Source organism: Enterobacter sp. Bisph1, from assembly GCF_000814905.1.
GTDB lineage: Bacteria > Pseudomonadota > Gammaproteobacteria > Enterobacterales > Enterobacteriaceae > Kosakonia.
In genome coordinates, this window is record NZ_JXAG01000030.1 from 98,067 (window position 1) to 113,582 (window position 15,516).

15 protein-coding genes are annotated in these 15,516 nt (G+C 54.6%); 3 read left to right on the plus strand and 12 right to left on the minus strand.

Going from position 1 to position 15,516, the window contains the following annotated elements:
- Nucleotides 1-168: 168 nt before the first annotated feature.
- Nucleotides 169-702, minus strand: coding sequence for a single-stranded DNA-binding protein SSB1 (gene ssb1 / locus RW65_RS05760; protein ID WP_039055727.1), 534 nt, complete (start codon nt 700-702; stop codon nt 169-171).
- Nucleotides 703-969: 267 nt separating this feature from the next.
- Here ssb1 and uvrA point away from each other — a divergent pair, with 267 nt between their 5' ends.
- Nucleotides 970-3,792: an excinuclease ABC subunit UvrA gene (uvrA, locus tag RW65_RS05765; RefSeq protein ID WP_039055728.1), complete on the plus strand. Its 2,823-nt coding sequence runs from the start codon at nt 970-972 to the stop codon at nt 3,790-3,792.
- Between the two features lie 3 nt (nt 3,793-3,795).
- Here uvrA and RW65_RS05770 read toward each other — a convergent pair whose 3' ends face one another.
- The 7 genes from RW65_RS05770 to dnaB form a co-directional block, all read right to left on the minus strand.
- Nucleotides 3,796-4,149 (minus strand): MmcQ/YjbR family DNA-binding protein, encoded by a 354-nt coding sequence (locus RW65_RS05770; RefSeq protein ID WP_039055729.1) that lies wholly within the window; start codon nt 4,147-4,149, stop codon nt 3,796-3,798.
- Nucleotides 4,150-4,260: 111 nt separating this feature from the next.
- Nucleotides 4,261-4,677, minus strand: a complete 417-nt coding sequence (locus tag RW65_RS05775; RefSeq protein ID WP_039055730.1) for a secondary thiamine-phosphate synthase enzyme YjbQ — start codon at nt 4,675-4,677, stop codon at nt 4,261-4,263.
- Between the two features lie 67 nt (nt 4,678-4,744).
- Nucleotides 4,745-5,452, minus strand: coding sequence for an acid phosphatase AphA (gene aphA, locus RW65_RS05780; RefSeq protein ID WP_039055731.1), 708 nt, complete (start codon nt 5,450-5,452; stop codon nt 4,745-4,747).
- A gap of 182 nt (nt 5,453-5,634) precedes the next feature.
- A complete protein-coding gene (tyrB, locus tag RW65_RS05785) occupies nt 5,635-6,828 on the minus strand; it encodes an aromatic amino acid transaminase (protein ID WP_039055732.1) in 1,194 nt (397 codons plus the stop codon).
- A gap of 116 nt (nt 6,829-6,944) precedes the next feature.
- Complete coding sequence (gene pnuC, locus RW65_RS05790; protein WP_039055733.1) at nt 6,945-7,505, minus strand: nicotinamide riboside transporter PnuC; 561 nt, start codon at nt 7,503-7,505, stop codon at nt 6,945-6,947.
- A gap of 41 nt (nt 7,506-7,546) precedes the next feature.
- Nucleotides 7,547-8,626, minus strand: a complete 1,080-nt coding sequence (alr, locus tag RW65_RS05795) for an alanine racemase (protein WP_039055735.1) — start codon at nt 8,624-8,626, stop codon at nt 7,547-7,549.
- Between the two features lie 149 nt (nt 8,627-8,775).
- Nucleotides 8,776-10,182, minus strand: coding sequence for a replicative DNA helicase (dnaB, locus tag RW65_RS05800; RefSeq protein WP_039055736.1), 1,407 nt, complete (start codon nt 10,180-10,182; stop codon nt 8,776-8,778).
- Between the two features lie 59 nt (nt 10,183-10,241).
- Between dnaB and RW65_RS05805 the strand changes: the two genes are divergently transcribed.
- On the plus strand, nt 10,242-11,225 hold the full coding sequence (locus RW65_RS05805; protein WP_039055737.1) for a quinone oxidoreductase: 984 nt from the start codon (nt 10,242-10,244) through the stop codon (nt 11,223-11,225).
- Nucleotides 11,226-11,412: 187 nt separating this feature from the next.
- On the opposite strand, the gene pspG is transcribed toward RW65_RS05805, so the two are convergent.
- The 3 genes from pspG to RW65_RS05820 all read right to left on the minus strand — a co-directional run bounded on the left by pspG (nt 11,413) and on the right by RW65_RS05820 (nt 14,189).
- Nucleotides 11,413-11,655, minus strand: a complete 243-nt coding sequence (gene pspG, locus RW65_RS05810) for an envelope stress response protein PspG (RefSeq protein ID WP_039055738.1) — start codon at nt 11,653-11,655, stop codon at nt 11,413-11,415.
- A gap of 136 nt (nt 11,656-11,791) precedes the next feature.
- Nucleotides 11,792-12,790, minus strand: coding sequence for a tRNA dihydrouridine(20/20a) synthase DusA (dusA, locus tag RW65_RS05815; RefSeq protein WP_039055739.1), 999 nt, complete (start codon nt 12,788-12,790; stop codon nt 11,792-11,794).
- Between the two features lie 82 nt (nt 12,791-12,872).
- A complete protein-coding gene (locus RW65_RS05820; protein ID WP_039055740.1) occupies nt 12,873-14,189 on the minus strand; it encodes a conjugal transfer protein TraF in 1,317 nt (438 codons plus the stop codon).
- Between the two features lie 281 nt (nt 14,190-14,470).
- On the opposite strand from RW65_RS05820, the gene zur reads away from it, so the two are divergent.
- Nucleotides 14,471-14,986 (plus strand): zinc uptake transcriptional repressor Zur, encoded by a 516-nt coding sequence (gene zur / locus RW65_RS05825; protein ID WP_039055741.1) that lies wholly within the window; start codon nt 14,471-14,473, stop codon nt 14,984-14,986.
- A gap of 229 nt (nt 14,987-15,215) precedes the next feature.
- Here the strand turns inward: zur and RW65_RS05830 are convergent, their stop codons facing one another.
- Nucleotides 15,216-15,425 (minus strand): CsbD family protein, encoded by a 210-nt coding sequence (locus tag RW65_RS05830; RefSeq protein ID WP_039055742.1) that lies wholly within the window; start codon nt 15,423-15,425, stop codon nt 15,216-15,218.
- Between the last annotated feature and the right edge of the window lie 91 nt (nt 15,426-15,516).

Sequence of the window (15,516 nt, forward strand, 5' to 3'; positions counted from 1 at the left end):
ACGCTAAAATAAATTCCCGGGCCCTGTCAGTCATTCTCAAAATAAATAATCGGATTACTTTCCCTTATCAGGGGCAAAAAAAAGCTTACGAATTTCTCCGTAAGCTCTGTATCGACTCATTTTCACAAGCGCCACGCTTTCTGTTTCAGCATGGCTCCTGAGCCATTCTTAGAACGGAATATCGTCGTCGAAGTCCATCGGCGGTTCGTTAGACGGTGCCGGAGCAGACTGCTGCTGCGGACGAGACTGCGCGCCGCCGCTAAACTGGTTGCCGCCCTGTGCCTGAGGCTGCTGCGGCTGGCCCCAACCGCCCTGCTGCTGACCACCGCCGGCTGCCGGTGCGCCGCCGCCCTGACGGCCGCCCAGCATCTGCATGGTGCCGCCCACGTTCACCACCACTTCCGTGGTGTATTTTTCCTGACCGGCCTGGTCGGTCCATTTGCGGGTACGCAGCTGGCCTTCGATATACACCTGCGAGCCTTTACGCAGATATTCACCGGCCACTTCTGCCAGCTTGCCAAACAGCACCACGCGGTGCCATTCGGTCTGCTCTTTCATTTCACCGGTCTGCTTGTCACGCCAGGATTCGGAAGTAGCCAGCGTAATGTTGGCTACTGCGCCACCACTCGGCATATAGCGTACTTCCGGGTCCTGGCCCAGATTACCGACGAGAATCACCTTGTTGACGCCTCTGCTGGCCATGTCCTGTCTCCTGAAAACGTTGCCTGAATCTTAATAGTGTAAACGCGCGATTGTAGCATTACAAAGCGACACTATGATAGCTGCGAGAAGTGTTCCAGATAATCGCCGCGCGCCATAGTTTGACACACCCGCAGCCGTCTTGCATTCGAATACTGTATATTCATTCAGGTTAATTTGTGTCATAATTAGCCGTTTCAGACCGCTGTTTGTCCTTCAAACGCACCAGGCAAAACGTGTTCCTGTTCCTCCGGGTAAAAGGTGAATGGATTGGATAAGATAGAAGTACGGGGCGCCCGCACCCATAATCTCAAAAACATCAACCTCGTCATCCCACGCGACAAACTGATTGTCGTTACCGGGCTGTCGGGTTCTGGTAAGTCCTCACTGGCTTTCGACACACTCTATGCCGAAGGGCAGCGTCGCTACGTTGAATCGCTCTCCGCCTACGCGCGTCAGTTTCTGTCGCTGATGGAAAAACCGGACGTTGACCATATTGAAGGGTTATCGCCTGCCATCTCGATTGAGCAGAAATCAACCTCGCACAACCCGCGTTCCACCGTCGGCACCATCACGGAGATCCACGACTACCTGCGTCTGCTGTTCGCCCGCGTTGGTGAACCGCGCTGCCCGGATCACGACGTTCCGCTGGCGGCGCAAACCGTCAGCCAGATGGTGGATAACGTTCTGTCGCAGCCCGAAGGCAAGCGCCTGATGCTGCTGGCACCGGTGATTAAAGAGCGTAAAGGCGAGCACACCAAAACCCTGGAGAACCTGGCAAGCCAGGGCTATATCCGCGCGCGTATCGACGGCGAAGTGTGCGATCTCTCCGATCCGCCGAGTCTGGAACTGCAAAAGAAACACACCATTGAAGTGGTGATAGACCGCTTCAAAGTGCGCGCCGATCTCGCTCAGCGCCTGGCGGAATCCTTCGAAACCGCGCTGGAGCTTTCCGGTGGCACGGCGGTGGTGGCGGATATGGATGAGCCGACCGCCGAAGAGCTGCTCTTCTCCGCCAACTTCGCCTGCCCGATTTGCGGCTACAGCATGCGCGAACTGGAACCGCGCCTCTTCTCGTTCAACAACCCGGCGGGCGCTTGCCCGACCTGTGACGGGTTGGGCGTGCAGCAGTATTTCGATCCGGATCGGGTGATCCAAAACGGCGAACTGTCGCTGGCCGGCGGCGCTATCCGCGGCTGGGATCGCCGTAACTTTTACTATTTCCAGATGCTGAAATCCCTGGCGGAACACTACAAATTCGACGTGGATGCTTCCTGGGACAGCCTGAGCGCGAACGTGCAAAAAGTGGTGCTGTTCGGTTCTGGAAAAGAGTCTATTGAATTCAAATATATGAACGATCGCGGCGATACGTCCGTGCGCCGTCATCCGTTTGAAGGCGTGCTGCATAATATGGAGCGCCGTTATAAAGAGACGGAGTCCAGCGCGGTGCGCGAAGAGCTGGCGAAGTTTATCAGCAACCGTCCTTGCGCCTCCTGTGAAGGGACGCGCCTGCGTCGCGAAGCGCGTCACGTGTTTGTGGAAAACACGCCGCTGCCGACCATTTCCGATATGAGCATCGGCCACGCGATGGACTTTTTCAACAATCTCAAACTTTCCGGACAACGTGCAAAAATCGCCGAAAAAGTGCTGAAAGAGATTGGCGATCGTCTGAAATTTCTCGTTAACGTCGGCCTGAACTACCTGACGCTTTCCCGCTCGGCGGAAACCCTCTCCGGTGGTGAAGCGCAGCGTATCCGTCTGGCAAGCCAGATCGGCGCAGGTCTGGTCGGCGTGATGTACGTGCTGGATGAGCCATCAATCGGCCTGCACCAACGCGATAACGAGCGCCTGCTCGGTACGCTGGTTCATCTGCGTAATCTCGGTAACACGGTAATTGTCGTTGAGCACGACGAAGACGCGATTCGCGCCGCCGACCATGTGATCGATATCGGTCCCGGTGCAGGCGTGCACGGCGGCCAGGTGGTAGCGGAAGGGACGCTGGATGCGATTATGGCGGTGCCGGAATCCCTTACCGGGCAGTATATGAGCGGCAAACGTAAAATCGAGCTGCCGAAAGAGCGCGTGAAAGCCAACCCGGAGAAAGTGCTGAAGCTGTCCGGGGCGCGCGGCAATAACCTGAAAGATGTCACGCTGACGCTACCGGTGGGTCTGTTCACCTGTATCACCGGCGTGTCCGGTTCCGGTAAATCGACGCTGATTAACGATACGCTGTTCCCTATCGCGCAGCGTCAGCTGAACGGAGCGACCATCGCCGAACCTGCGCCGTACCGTGATGTTCAGGGGCTGGAGCATTTCGACAAAGTCATCGATATCGACCAAAGCCCGATCGGTCGTACGCCGCGCTCTAACCCGGCGACCTATACCGGCGTGTTTACGCCGGTGCGTGAGCTTTTTGCTGGGGTACCGGAGTCACGCTCGCGCGGGTATACGCCGGGGCGCTTCAGCTTTAACGTGCGCGGCGGTCGCTGCGAAGCCTGTCAGGGCGATGGCGTAATCAAGGTGGAAATGCACTTTCTGCCGGATATTTACGTGCCGTGCGATCAGTGCAAAGGCAAGCGCTACAACCGTGAAACGCTGGAGATTAAATACAAAGGCAAGACCATTCATGAAGTGCTGGATATGACCATCGAAGAAGCCCGTGAGTTCTTCGACGCCGTTCCGGCGCTGGCGCGCAAGCTGCAAACGCTCATGGATGTCGGCCTGACCTATATTCGTCTCGGCCAGTCAGCCACTACCCTTTCCGGCGGCGAAGCCCAGCGCGTGAAGCTGGCGCGCGAACTGTCAAAACGCGGTACCGGGCAGACGCTCTATATTCTTGATGAGCCGACCACCGGCCTGCATTTTGCCGATATTCAGCAACTGCTGGATGTGCTGCATAAGCTGCGGGATCAGGGCAACACCATTGTGGTGATTGAGCACAACCTGGACGTGATTAAGACGGCGGACTGGATTGTCGATCTCGGCCCGGAAGGCGGCAGCGGCGGCGGGGAAATTCTGGTTTCCGGTACGCCGGAAACCGTCGCCGAATGCGAAGCTTCCCATACGGCGCGTTTCCTTAAACCGCTGCTGTAAAAGTCACACGGAGAGCTGTTGCCGGATCTGCTCCGGCACCAGCTCCATCGCCTGCTGATAAGAAGCATCCACCAGATAGTAAATCTGCGAATCCGGCAGTGAACCATTAAGATAGACGGTGCTCCAGTGCGCTTTGTTTAAATGGCGGCTGGGGCGCACATCTTGATGCTGCTGGCGCAGTAAATCCGTCAGTTCAGGGCTCGCTTTTAGCGATGCTGCCGGTCGCCCTTCCACCTCATTCACCATTGCAAACAGCACATCCGCAACTTTGATTTGCGTTGCTTTCCAGTCGCTATGCACGCTCTGTTCAGCGCCGGGCTTGGCCATGCAATATTGCAGCAGCTCAGAAATTGTCACTATGCTTCTCCTTGTTATAACGAGGTGAGCCAGGGCTTTCGGCTCAATGGCGTTATTAAAGCGTAGTGTATCGGCGAAGAAACCGTGGCCCGTTACACAATCTGACGCACGCTACTCGCCCTGCAGCGTGGCGATTATCTTGCGTGAACCGCCGTGTACACGATGTTCTCCCAGCCAAATGCCCTGCCATGTGCCCAGCATCACGCGCCCGCTTTGTACCGGCAACAGTAGAGAAACACCGAGCAGCGAGGATTTAATATGCGATGGCATATCATCCGGCCCTTCGTAATCATGCTCATAGGGCGCGTTGTCCGGTACGGATTTGAGGAAATGGTGCTCCATATCGTGGCGCACGGTGGGATCGCAATTTTCATTGAGGGTCAGCGAGGCGGAAGTATGCTGCAGCAACAAGTGCAGCAAACCTACCTTAATTCGGGATATTTCGGCGATCTGCCCCAGCACTTCCTCCGTCACCAGATGAAATCCGCGGGATTTCTCGCCAAGGGTCAGCGTCTGTTGATACCACATAGGTTGCTCCTGTTAAAAACCTGTCGCTAACAGTGTGCAACATCAGGCCAAAACAGCAAACCGCAGGCTAGTATTCGGAATTGACGATCACCTCTTCTCCCAGCGCGCCCGCCTTGGGTAAGGGGCGGTAGGTTGAGTTAGAGGCGCGCAGCACGCGGATGGGCCGTGCTTCACTTTCCCGCGCGGCGGTGATATCGCCATCGGAATCGCCATAAAAAATGCGGATCTGCTTCTCTTTAAGCCACTGGGTTTTCGAATTTTGATCGGGCTTGTCGCCGGCGAAAATCACCGGGTTCATATTCGCTGCCGGGATCAGAAAATCGTCCTGCAGGGTTTTACTTACCGTTTCCGTTTTGGTCGGGCTGCGCCCGGTAATAAAGAAGATGCTGTCGCCGCGCTTTACATGCATCGCAATCAGCTGACGCGCCACTTCTTTTGGAATACTGAATTCATCCCAGCCATTATTCATCTTTTCCCAAAAGGCCGGGTTATGCAGATAGGCATCGCTGTCGGGGGACCAGGTTTTCTTGCCGCGCCAGAAGCCGGGACTGGAAAAGAGTACCGTGTCGTCGATATCAAAGCCCACCGCCATCGGCGGCCGTTCGACCAGTGAGCGTTCAATCTGTGCCACAGAAACCCAGTGTATCGGCGCCTGAGCGGCGAGTTGGGCAACATCGGTGCCTTCAGATGCCGGTACCGGTGCCGAGGCACACGCCGCGCTATTGAAGGTCACCCACAGACAAACCGCGCCGAGAGCGCGAATAATATTTCGCATATTTATCCTTTAATTATCATTTCGTTAGCATTCATAAATTGTGCGAATAGTTAAATGCTTGCCGACCATACCTTGTGAAGCCGTTTTAAAAAAGGATTTTTACAGAATATTCATAGGATAAGACGTTACGGAGAGGATTTATCCCCCGCTGCATCGCAGGGGATAAGAGAGTAAGTGGTTACTTACATCACCGCGGCAAAAGCCTGCGCGACGCGCTGCACATTGCGGCTGTTCAGACCGGCAACGCACATCCGCCCGCTAGAAATTAGATAGATACCAAACTCATCACGCAGTCTGTCGACCTGTGCCGCGCTCAGGCCGGTATAGCTGAACATACCGCGCTGCTTAAGCAAATAATCGAAGTTACCGCCCGGGACCGCTTCTTTGAGCACCGTCACCAGTTGCTGACGCATCGCCAGAATACGCGTGCGCATCGCTTCGACTTCCGCCAGCCACGAGGCTTTCAGGCCCGCGTCGCTCAGCACCAGGGCCACTAACTGGGCGCCAAACTGCGGCGGGCTGGAGTAGTTGCGGCGCACGGTAGCTTTCAGCTGCCCCAGCACGCGGCTGGCGGCGTCAGCGTCTTCACAGACGACGGAAAGCCCGCCGACGCGTTCACCGTAGAGGGAGAAAATTTTAGAAAACGAGTTGCTGACCAGCGCAGGCAGCCCGGCGTGGGCAATCGCGCGGATGGCGTACGCATCCTCTTCCATACCTGTGCCAAAGCCCTGATAGGCGATATCGAGAAACGGGATCAGATCGCGCGCTTTCAGAACTTCCACCACTTCATCCCATTGCGCAGGGGTCAGATCGGCACCCGTTGGGTTATGGCAGCACGGATGCAGCAGGACAATACTTTGCGCCGCAAGGGTATTCAGTGTTGCCAGAAACGCCTCAAAACGGACGCCATTGGTTTCGCTGTCATACCATGGGTAAGTACTTACTTCGAATCCCGCGCCTTCGAATATAGCGATGTGGTTTTCCCATGTCGGATCGCTCACCCAGACGCCAGAGTTGGGGAAATAACGCTGGAGGAAATCCGCGCCAACTTTCAGCGCACCGGATCCGCCTAAGGTCTGGATAGAGGCAACGCGTTGTTGCTGCAAAACCGGATGATTCGCACCAAACAGCAGCGGAGCAATCGCGTGGCGATAGCTGCTCAACCCTTCCATCGGCAGATAGAGCGACGCGCCGTGCGGCTGCGCGTTCAGGCGCGCTTCGGCCTCGGCCACCGCCTGTAAACGCGGAATAATCCCCTCTTCGTTGTAATAGAGCCCGATGCTGAGATTGACTTTGTCGCTGCGGGGATCCTCTTTAAAGCGCTCCATTAACGATAAAATGGGGTCGCCGGCGTAGGCGTCAACTTTCTGAAACACGCGTGTACTCTCCAGGTTTACAGTAGGCAATAACGACCACAATAAACCGGAAGCGCAGCAAGATCGAGAGGAGCAGCAAGAGTAAGAAAAATTTTGCTTGTTACGGCGCAGCGCAGCTACTCCTGAGCTTTAGCCGCCAGCCAGGCTTTACGCCACTGATACAAGCCGTGCCAGGCGTTGCACCAGAAAATGCAGAACAGAGCGGCGGTCACCCACAGTTCACGTGCGATGTAGAGCGGTATGGCAATCGTGTCGACCATTAACCAGATATACCAGCTCTCCAGCCTGCGGCCCATGATCATAAATTGTGCAACGACGCTAAATACGCAGAGAATGGAATCGAGCCACGGCCACCACGCATTGGTAAAACGACGTAGCAGCATGGCATAACCACTGGCGACAATCAGCGCACCAAGAAACATCAACACCAGGCGGCTAAAGGGCGTTGTTCGTACCCGCAATTCGCCGCCGTGATGGCCTTTCAACCAGTTAATCCACCCGGCTACGCTGGTAACAATATAGAAGAGTTGCAGACTGACATCGGCGTAGAGTTGCACCGAGTAGAATACCCAGCCATAAAGAACGCAGCCAATAATAGCGGTCCACCAGGTATGTACATTGTTGCGCGCGGCAAGAAGTACAGAAACGGTCGAAGCTGAGCAGGCTGCGATCTCCATTGGCAACACGGCGTCATCCCTTTTATTCGATATACCTTAACTTATTCGATATACCTTAACGTAGCCCTTGAGGTTAGCCGCGTGATAAGTTCGTAAGCACTCACCTTTGTTGCTTCGGCAATGCGTTCGACGGGCAGCCCTTCCCCCCACAATACCACTTCATCCCCGGCTCTATCCTGCGCGCCGGGACCGAGATCCACACAAATCATATCCATTGCAACACGACCTACTATCGGCACTTCACGACCATTAATCAATACTGGCGTACCGGATGGTGCCGCGCGCGGGTAGCCATCGCCGTAGCCCATCGCCACCACGCCCAAACGCGTGTCGCGCGCGCTTTCCCATGTGCCGCCGTAGCCCACCGCATCGCCCGCGTTATGTTCACGTACGGCAATCAGCTGCGAGGTTAAGGTCATCGCGGGCATAAAACCGAACTCCGCCCCCCAGGGTTTATGATCGAGGGGCGAAACGCCGTACAGAATAATGCCGGGGCGGATCCAGTCAAAGTGCGATTGCGGCCACAGCAGCGTGCCACCGGATGCGGCGATAGAACGCAGGCCGGGTTTCCCCTCGGTAAAGGTAGTAAAGATATCGAGTTGGCGCTCCGTTGCACCACACTCAGGCTCATCGGCGCGGGCAAAGTGGCTGGCAACATTCACCGGCTGGCAGACATTTTTACAACGTGACAGGCGCGCATAGAACGCTTCGGCTTCGTGGGGATGCACGCCCAGCCGGTGCATGCCGGTATCGAGCTTCATCCACACGGTAACCGGCGTTTCGAGGGTTGCTGTTTCCAACGCTTCCAGCTGTTCGACGCTGTGGATCACCGTATGAAGCTGGTGTTGCGCCACCAAAGGTAAATCGCTGGCGGCAAAAAAACCTTCCAGCAGCAAAATGGGTTGCGTAATGCCGCCCGCACGCAGTTGCAGGGCTTCTTCAAGACGGGAAACGCCGAAAGCATCGGCATCAGGGAGGGTTCGCGCGGTCTCGACCAGACCGTGTCCATAGGCGTTTGCTTTCACCACCGCAACCACGCGGCTGGCGGGGGCCAGTTCGCGCAGGCGTTGCAGATTGTGTCGCAGAGCGCGGCGGTTAACGACTACAGTTGCCGCTTGCATGTAAATTCCTTACTAAATAAAAGAATTTCCTCAATCTTTCGTGGGGCAGAAAGGTGACAAGCCCGGCAATCTCCGGGCGCTTAGTAAGCTAAGTAACCGGTGGGAACGGGATGCGTCAGCGCATCTGCGGCGCGAAGGATGACGGAAATTTACTCGTCATCGTATTGCGGTCCCGCGTAGTTATCAAAGCGCGACCACTGCCCGTTAAATGTCAGACGCACGGTACCGATGGGGCCGTTACGCTGCTTACCAATAATGATTTCGGCAATGCCTTTTAAGTCGCTGTTTTCGTGATAAACCTCGTCACGATAAATAAACATAATTAAGTCGGCGTCCTGCTCAATGGAGCCGGATTCACGCAGATCCGAGTTGACCGGGCGCTTATCCGCACGCTGCTCGAGGGAGCGGTTAAGCTGCGACAGTGCCACCACCGGCACATGTAACTCTTTCGCCAGCGCTTTTAGCGAGCGGGATATTTCGGCGATCTCCAGCGTACGGTTATCGGACAATGACGGCACGCGCATCAGTTGCAGGTAGTCGATCATGATAAGACCGATGCCGCCATGCTCACGGGCGATACGTCGCGCGCGGGAACGTACTTCCGTCGGCGTCAGACCGGAGGAGTCATCAATGTAGATATTACGTTTTTCCAGCAGGATACCCATGGTGCCTGAGATACGCGCCCAATCTTCATCATCCAGTTGGCCGGTACGAATACGCGTCTGATCAACACGGGAAAGGGAAGCCAGCGAACGCATCATGATCTGTTCCGAGGGCATCTCAAGACTGAAGATTAAAACCGGTTTATCCTGCAACATCGCCGCATTTTCGACGAGGTTCATCGCAAAGGTCGTTTTACCCATCGACGGACGCGCGGCAACGATAATTAAATCCGACGGCTGCAAGCCTGCGGTTTTCTTATTCAGATCGTCATAACCGGTATTGACGCCCGTTACACCGTCGTGGGGCTGCTGGAAAAGCTGTTCGATACGCGAAACGGTGGCTTCGAGCACCTCGGCGATATTTTTCGGACCTTCATCTTTATTCGCGCGGCTTTCGGCGATTTTAAACACCCGCGACTCGGCCAGATCGAGCAGATCTTCACTGCTGCGCCCCTGCGGATCGAAACCGGCGTTGGCAATTTCATTCGCTACCGAGATCATCTCACGCACGACGGCGCGTTCGCGCACAATATCGGCGTAAGCGCTGATGTTCGCCGCACTTGGCGTATTTTTTGACAGCTCCGCAAGGTAAGCAAAACCGCCGACGATATCCAACTGCCCCTGCTGCTCCAGGGATTCCGCGAGGGTAATCAGATCGATGGGTTTACCCATCTCCTGCAGGCGGTGCATCTCGGTAAAAATATGGCGATGCGGGCGGGTATAAAAATCTTCCGACACGACGCGTTCGGCGACATCGTCCCAGCGCTCGTTATCCAGCATTAAACCGCCCAACACCGACTGCTCCGCTTCAATAGAGTGCGGAGGCACTTTCATCCCCTCGAGCTGCACGTCGCGGGGTTCGGTCTGTTTGTTGAAGGGTTTATTTCCTGCCATAGTGAAGGGAGCTATCCGGGTTATGAATGGTTTGAAAGATTATCACATCAGGAGGAAGCATGGCGACACGAATAGAGTTTCAAAAGCATGGTGGGCCTGAGGTACTCAAGGCGGTGGAGTTTACCCCTTCGGCACCGGCGGAAAACGAGGTGCAGGTAGAAAATAAAGCCATCGGCATCAACTATATCGATACCTATATTCGTAGCGGCCTGTATCCCCCTCCGGGTTTACCCAGCGGACTGGGAACGGAAGCAGCAGGTGTGGTAAGCCAGGTGGGCAGTAAGGTTACGCAGGTAAAACCAGGCGATCGCGTGGTCTACGCGCAATCAGGGCTGGGCGCTTACAGCTCGGTGCATAATGTTGCGGCCGATAAAATTGCGGTGCTGCCCAATGCCATCTCTTTTGAACAAGCGGCGGCTTCCTTCCTGAAAGGGCTGACGGTGTTTTATCTGCTGCGCAAAACCTATGAAATCAAACCCGATGAAGCGTTCCTGTTCCATGCTGCCGCCGGTGGCGTTGGGCTGATTGCCTGCCAGTGGGCGAAAGCCCTCGGCGCCAAGCTGATTGGTACGGTAGGCTCGGCGCAAAAAGCCCAGCGCGCGTTGCAGGCCGGCGCCTGGCAGGTGATCAACTATAGCGAAGAGAATGTGGTTGAGCGCGTGAAAGAGATAACCGGCGGCAAAAAAGTGGCGGTGGTGTACGACTCGGTGGGTAAAGATACCTGGGAAACCTCGCTGGACTGCCTGCGCCGCCGCGGGCTGATGGTCAGTTTTGGCAACTCGTCCGGCCCGGTGACGGGCGTTAATCTGGGTATTCTCAACCAGAAAGGTTCGCTGTATGCCACGCGCCCTTCCCTGAATGGTTATGTCACCAACCATGAAGAGATGCAGGAAGCCAGCAATGAACTGTTTTCGCTGATCGCCAGCGGCGTCATTAAAGTTGAAGTTACAGATAGTCAGAAGTTCGCGCTAAAAGATGCGCAGCGCGCCCACGAGGCTCTTGAAAGCCGTGCGACGCAAGGGTCAAGTTTGCTTATTCCGTAATAGGCGGCAGAAAGAATTAGGGCTTCCCGCAGGAAGCCCTTTCTTTTTTTAGTTCGGCTGCATTGTAGGGTACAGCACGATGAATTCGTAAACGCCGCGATAGTGACAGATTTGTTATCTAAAGCCTATGCGGTTGTCAGCAAAACGCCGGGAAAACTCTCCGGTCTGTGACGAACCGCTCAATAGTTTAGTAACGCCAACGGTTATTGCGTTGATAGCGCGGGATTTTTGGCTCTTTCACCGCGCGAATCACCCAGACAATCGCCACCGCCAGCAGCAGCCAGGGTAACAATTTAAACGCCAAAGCGAACAGCCCACCGAGAAACATTACGGCGGTGGCAACAATGAGCGCAGCGATGATGCCGAGTAGTGAAATGCCGGTCACCAGCAACATCACAAAAAAGCCGACAATAAACAGTAATTCCAGCATGACGATTCTCTCCCAGGAGGTAACTCCTGCTGTTATTACAAGAAACATGCCAACATTAAAAAGGCTGATTTATCAATGCGAAAGCCCCGCCGCGATGGGCAGAGCCTGGTGATTTTGACCATCTTTTGGTGAATTTTTAACGCTTCGACGCCACCAGATTCAGCGCATGTTCCACAACGTCAATATCGGCCCCGGCCTTGTGGGCATTTTCACTCAGGTAGCGACGCCACTGGCGCGCGCCGGGCACGCCCTGGAACAGCCCCAGCATATGACGTGTGATATGCCCCAGATAGGCACCCTGGCTCAGTTCACGTTCAATATAAGGGTACATGGCGCGCACCACCGCCACCGGATCGGCATCGGCGACGTCTGCACCAAAGATTTCGCGATCGACGCACGCCAGTATGCCCGGATTTTGGTAGGCTTCGCGACCGACCATTACGCCATCCATATGCTCAAGGTGTGCTTTGGCTTCGGCCAGCGATTTAATGCCGCCGTTAATCGACATCATCAGATGGGGAAAATCGCGTTTAAGCTGGTAAACGCGCGGGTAATCCAGCGGCGGGATTTCGCGGTTCTCTTTCGGGCTTAGCCCGGAAAGCCAGGCTTTACGCGCATGGATGATAAAACTCTCGCACTCGCCTTTCCCGGCCACGGTGCCAATAAAGTCGCAGAGAAATTCATAGCTATCGCTGTTGTCGATGCCGATACGTGTTTTGACGGTGACGGGGATCGACACCACATCGCGCATCGCTTTAATACAGTCGGCCACCAGTTGCGCTTCGCCCATCAGGCAGGCACCGAAACGCCCGTTCTGTACACGATCGGACGGACAGCCAACGTTAAGGTTAATTTCGTCATAGCCGCGTGCTTCGGCAAGCTTCGCACAATGGGCAAGCTGCGCCGGATCGCTGCCGCCAAGCTGCAACGCCAGCGGATGCTCCTCTTCGCTATACGCCAGGTAATCGCCCTTGCCATGAATGATTGCACCAGTGGTGACCATTTCGGTGTACAGCAGCGTCTGGCGCGACAGCAGGCGCAAGAAGTAGCGACAATGTCTGTCCGTCCAGTCGAGCATCGGCGCAATGGAGAAACGATGGGCAGGAAAAGCAGCGGACTGAGAGTGTGGCAGCATGGCGAATAATTAAGCATCGAATGAAAAAGGGGCGCTACTATAGCACAGGGAAAACCGGAGGCGCAGCGCCTCCGGTTAAACCTTAGAAAGTCAGGCTCAACTGTGCGCCTGCGCCCCAGGTTTTATCTTCGCCGACCAGACCCATTAAATCGACATGCACGCGGTTAAACGGTGCAAAGCCGACACCGCCGGTGAAGACGTTTTTATCATCGCCCTTCACGTCCGCACGGTAACCGGCACGGACTGCAAGCCAGTTAAGCGGGCGAACTTCCGCACCTACGCCAACGTACTGGGAGTTTTTCTCGCTCTTAAAGCCTTTGGTTTCGGTGATATCGCCATCGGCGCTCAGCGTTATCAGCTCATTGTGCCAGGCCGCACCGGCGGTCACCACCGGGCTTATCTGGTAGGTATCGCGGTAATTAGTTACTACACCCGTTCTGCCGTTGCGAATCCGCACATCCTGGGTATCGATATCGCGCGAGATTAGGTTGGTACCGGTGATACCCACGGTGACGTTTTTACCAAAGTCCGCAGCGGCACCGACATCGATGTTAAAGCCGGTATCGTCTGTGCGATAGCGGCTGTTGTTCCATTTGTTGCTCTTGTAGTCGTAAATCGACGCGGTGTAGTTGTAGACCCAGGTCTTTTGCAGTTTTGGCGTGACGCCAATAGACAAAGGCACGCCACCCACATCAAACTGGCGCGCCATGGCGATACCGTAGTCAGAGACAATCGCCCCACGACCTGAAGCGGTTGAGTTAAGGTTGCGCGTGATCTCATCACTGCCGTTTGGTGAGAGAGCAGCACGCAGAGCCTCGGTAATCGCAACGGTGTCGTTGTTCTGGATACTGCGCAGATAGTCAACATCCTGTTGATCGACATTGGTGCTCACGCGAGCATGGGCATAGGCTTTAGTGACAAAAGCCACCGACAGCACATCATTCGGAATACTGACGGCAATGCCTGCGGCGGCTTTCGCCTGCGCGGTTTTGCCTTTCAGAAACACCAGTTCGTCAGCCAAGTCTTTCGCGGCGTTTTGGAATTGATCAACCACGCCAAAGGGATTGGCAATGACATCTGCCGTGGTCAGGTTATCGACCACATCTTTATAGCGATCGATTTTGTCGTTGATCTTGTCGATTTCATCACGAAGATTATCTTTGTCGCTGAGCTGCGCCTGAACGCTCGGCAGGATAATGGTGATGTCGTCTTCCGGCTTGGCTTTTGCCAGCAACGCCGGGTTGATTAATGCTCCACTGCCATAATTCGCCGATGCAACGCCGGTTCCGCCCATTGCATCATTACGCGCTTCTGCCCAGGTATTGGCTGCTCCTGCTTGATTCGCGACAAACAAGGAGACAGCGATAGCCACCACCGAAAGTTTAAAATTTTTTTTCACAGTATGCGTCTCGTAGCCAGATGAGTTTTATAAGCCTGTTAGTTTTGATACAAACAGGAATGCACTATTGCTGTGAATAACGTTATAAAAAGCATCAAAATCTTCTGAGCGCACAAAATGCGCGATATTTTTTGTAATTAGGGAAACTCTTAATATTTATAGAAGAGGATATTCATTTCGGGAAGGAAAAGGAGCAAGGAGTTTACGGGTGCCGTCCTCGGTGTTTTCGGCAGGACATGGTAAAGTAACCTACTTATGTTTCCCGTCACCCGAGAGCGTTAATGGATAAGACCACTTCGCAAGAGATGTTAGTACAGGCTGAAAAGCTGTGCGCGCAGCGCAATGTGCGACTGACTCCCCAGCGCCTTGAAGTGCTGCGGTTACTCAGCCTGCAGCAAGGGGCAATCAGCGCCTACGATCTGCTGGATCTGCTACGCGCGAGCGAACCGCAGGCAAAACCGCCGACGGTTTATCGCGCGCTGGATTTCCTGCTGGAGCAAGGTTTCGTTCACAAAGTAGAGTCGACCAACAGCTATGTGCTGTGTCATCTCTTTGACCAGCCCACTCATGCTTCGGCGATGTTTATTTGCGATCGCTGCGGTTCGGTCAAAGAGGAGCAGGCTGAGGGCGTTGAAGATATTATGCATGCGTTAGCGGCCAGAATGGGCTTTGCCCTACGCCATAATGTGATTGAAGCACACGGCTTATGTGCCGCCTGTGTTGAAGTAGAAGCCTGCCGCCATCATGAACAGTGCCAGCATGACCACAGCATTCAGCTAAAGAAAAAACCGCGCTAACGCTTAACCTTCCCCTCCTTTTCAATATATATTCGGCCGATGTCGAAGGGATTCGCATCCCTGGAAAGGAGAAATAAACTTAGCGCTTTGTTGGGCATTACGGGCCATAAATGGCCATTGCGCAGGGTAAATAAGAGAGTAAGGCAGGGATAAAAAAGGGGTGGTACATCCATGTACCTACGGGCAGGGTAGCCTTCAGAGGGTTAACACATTTGAGGGGATGTGTTGGCTACCAGCGGTAATCATTCCGTGTTTCCCAGTCGGTGACTTCTTTGTCCGCCTGGTCTTTTTCGTAACCGTAACGTTCCTGGATTTTACCGACCAGTTGATCACGTTTACCTTCGATGATGGTCATATCGTCATCGGTGAGTTTGCCCCATTTCTCTTTAACAGTACCTTTAAACTGTTTCCAGTTACCGCCGACTTCGTCTTTGTTCATAGTTGACTCCTTATCGTTCGGTTAAAATGACGTTCTCACTGTGCTGAACGTACTGATAATTGTAGTCAGGGATTCGGCACAATGGATTTTA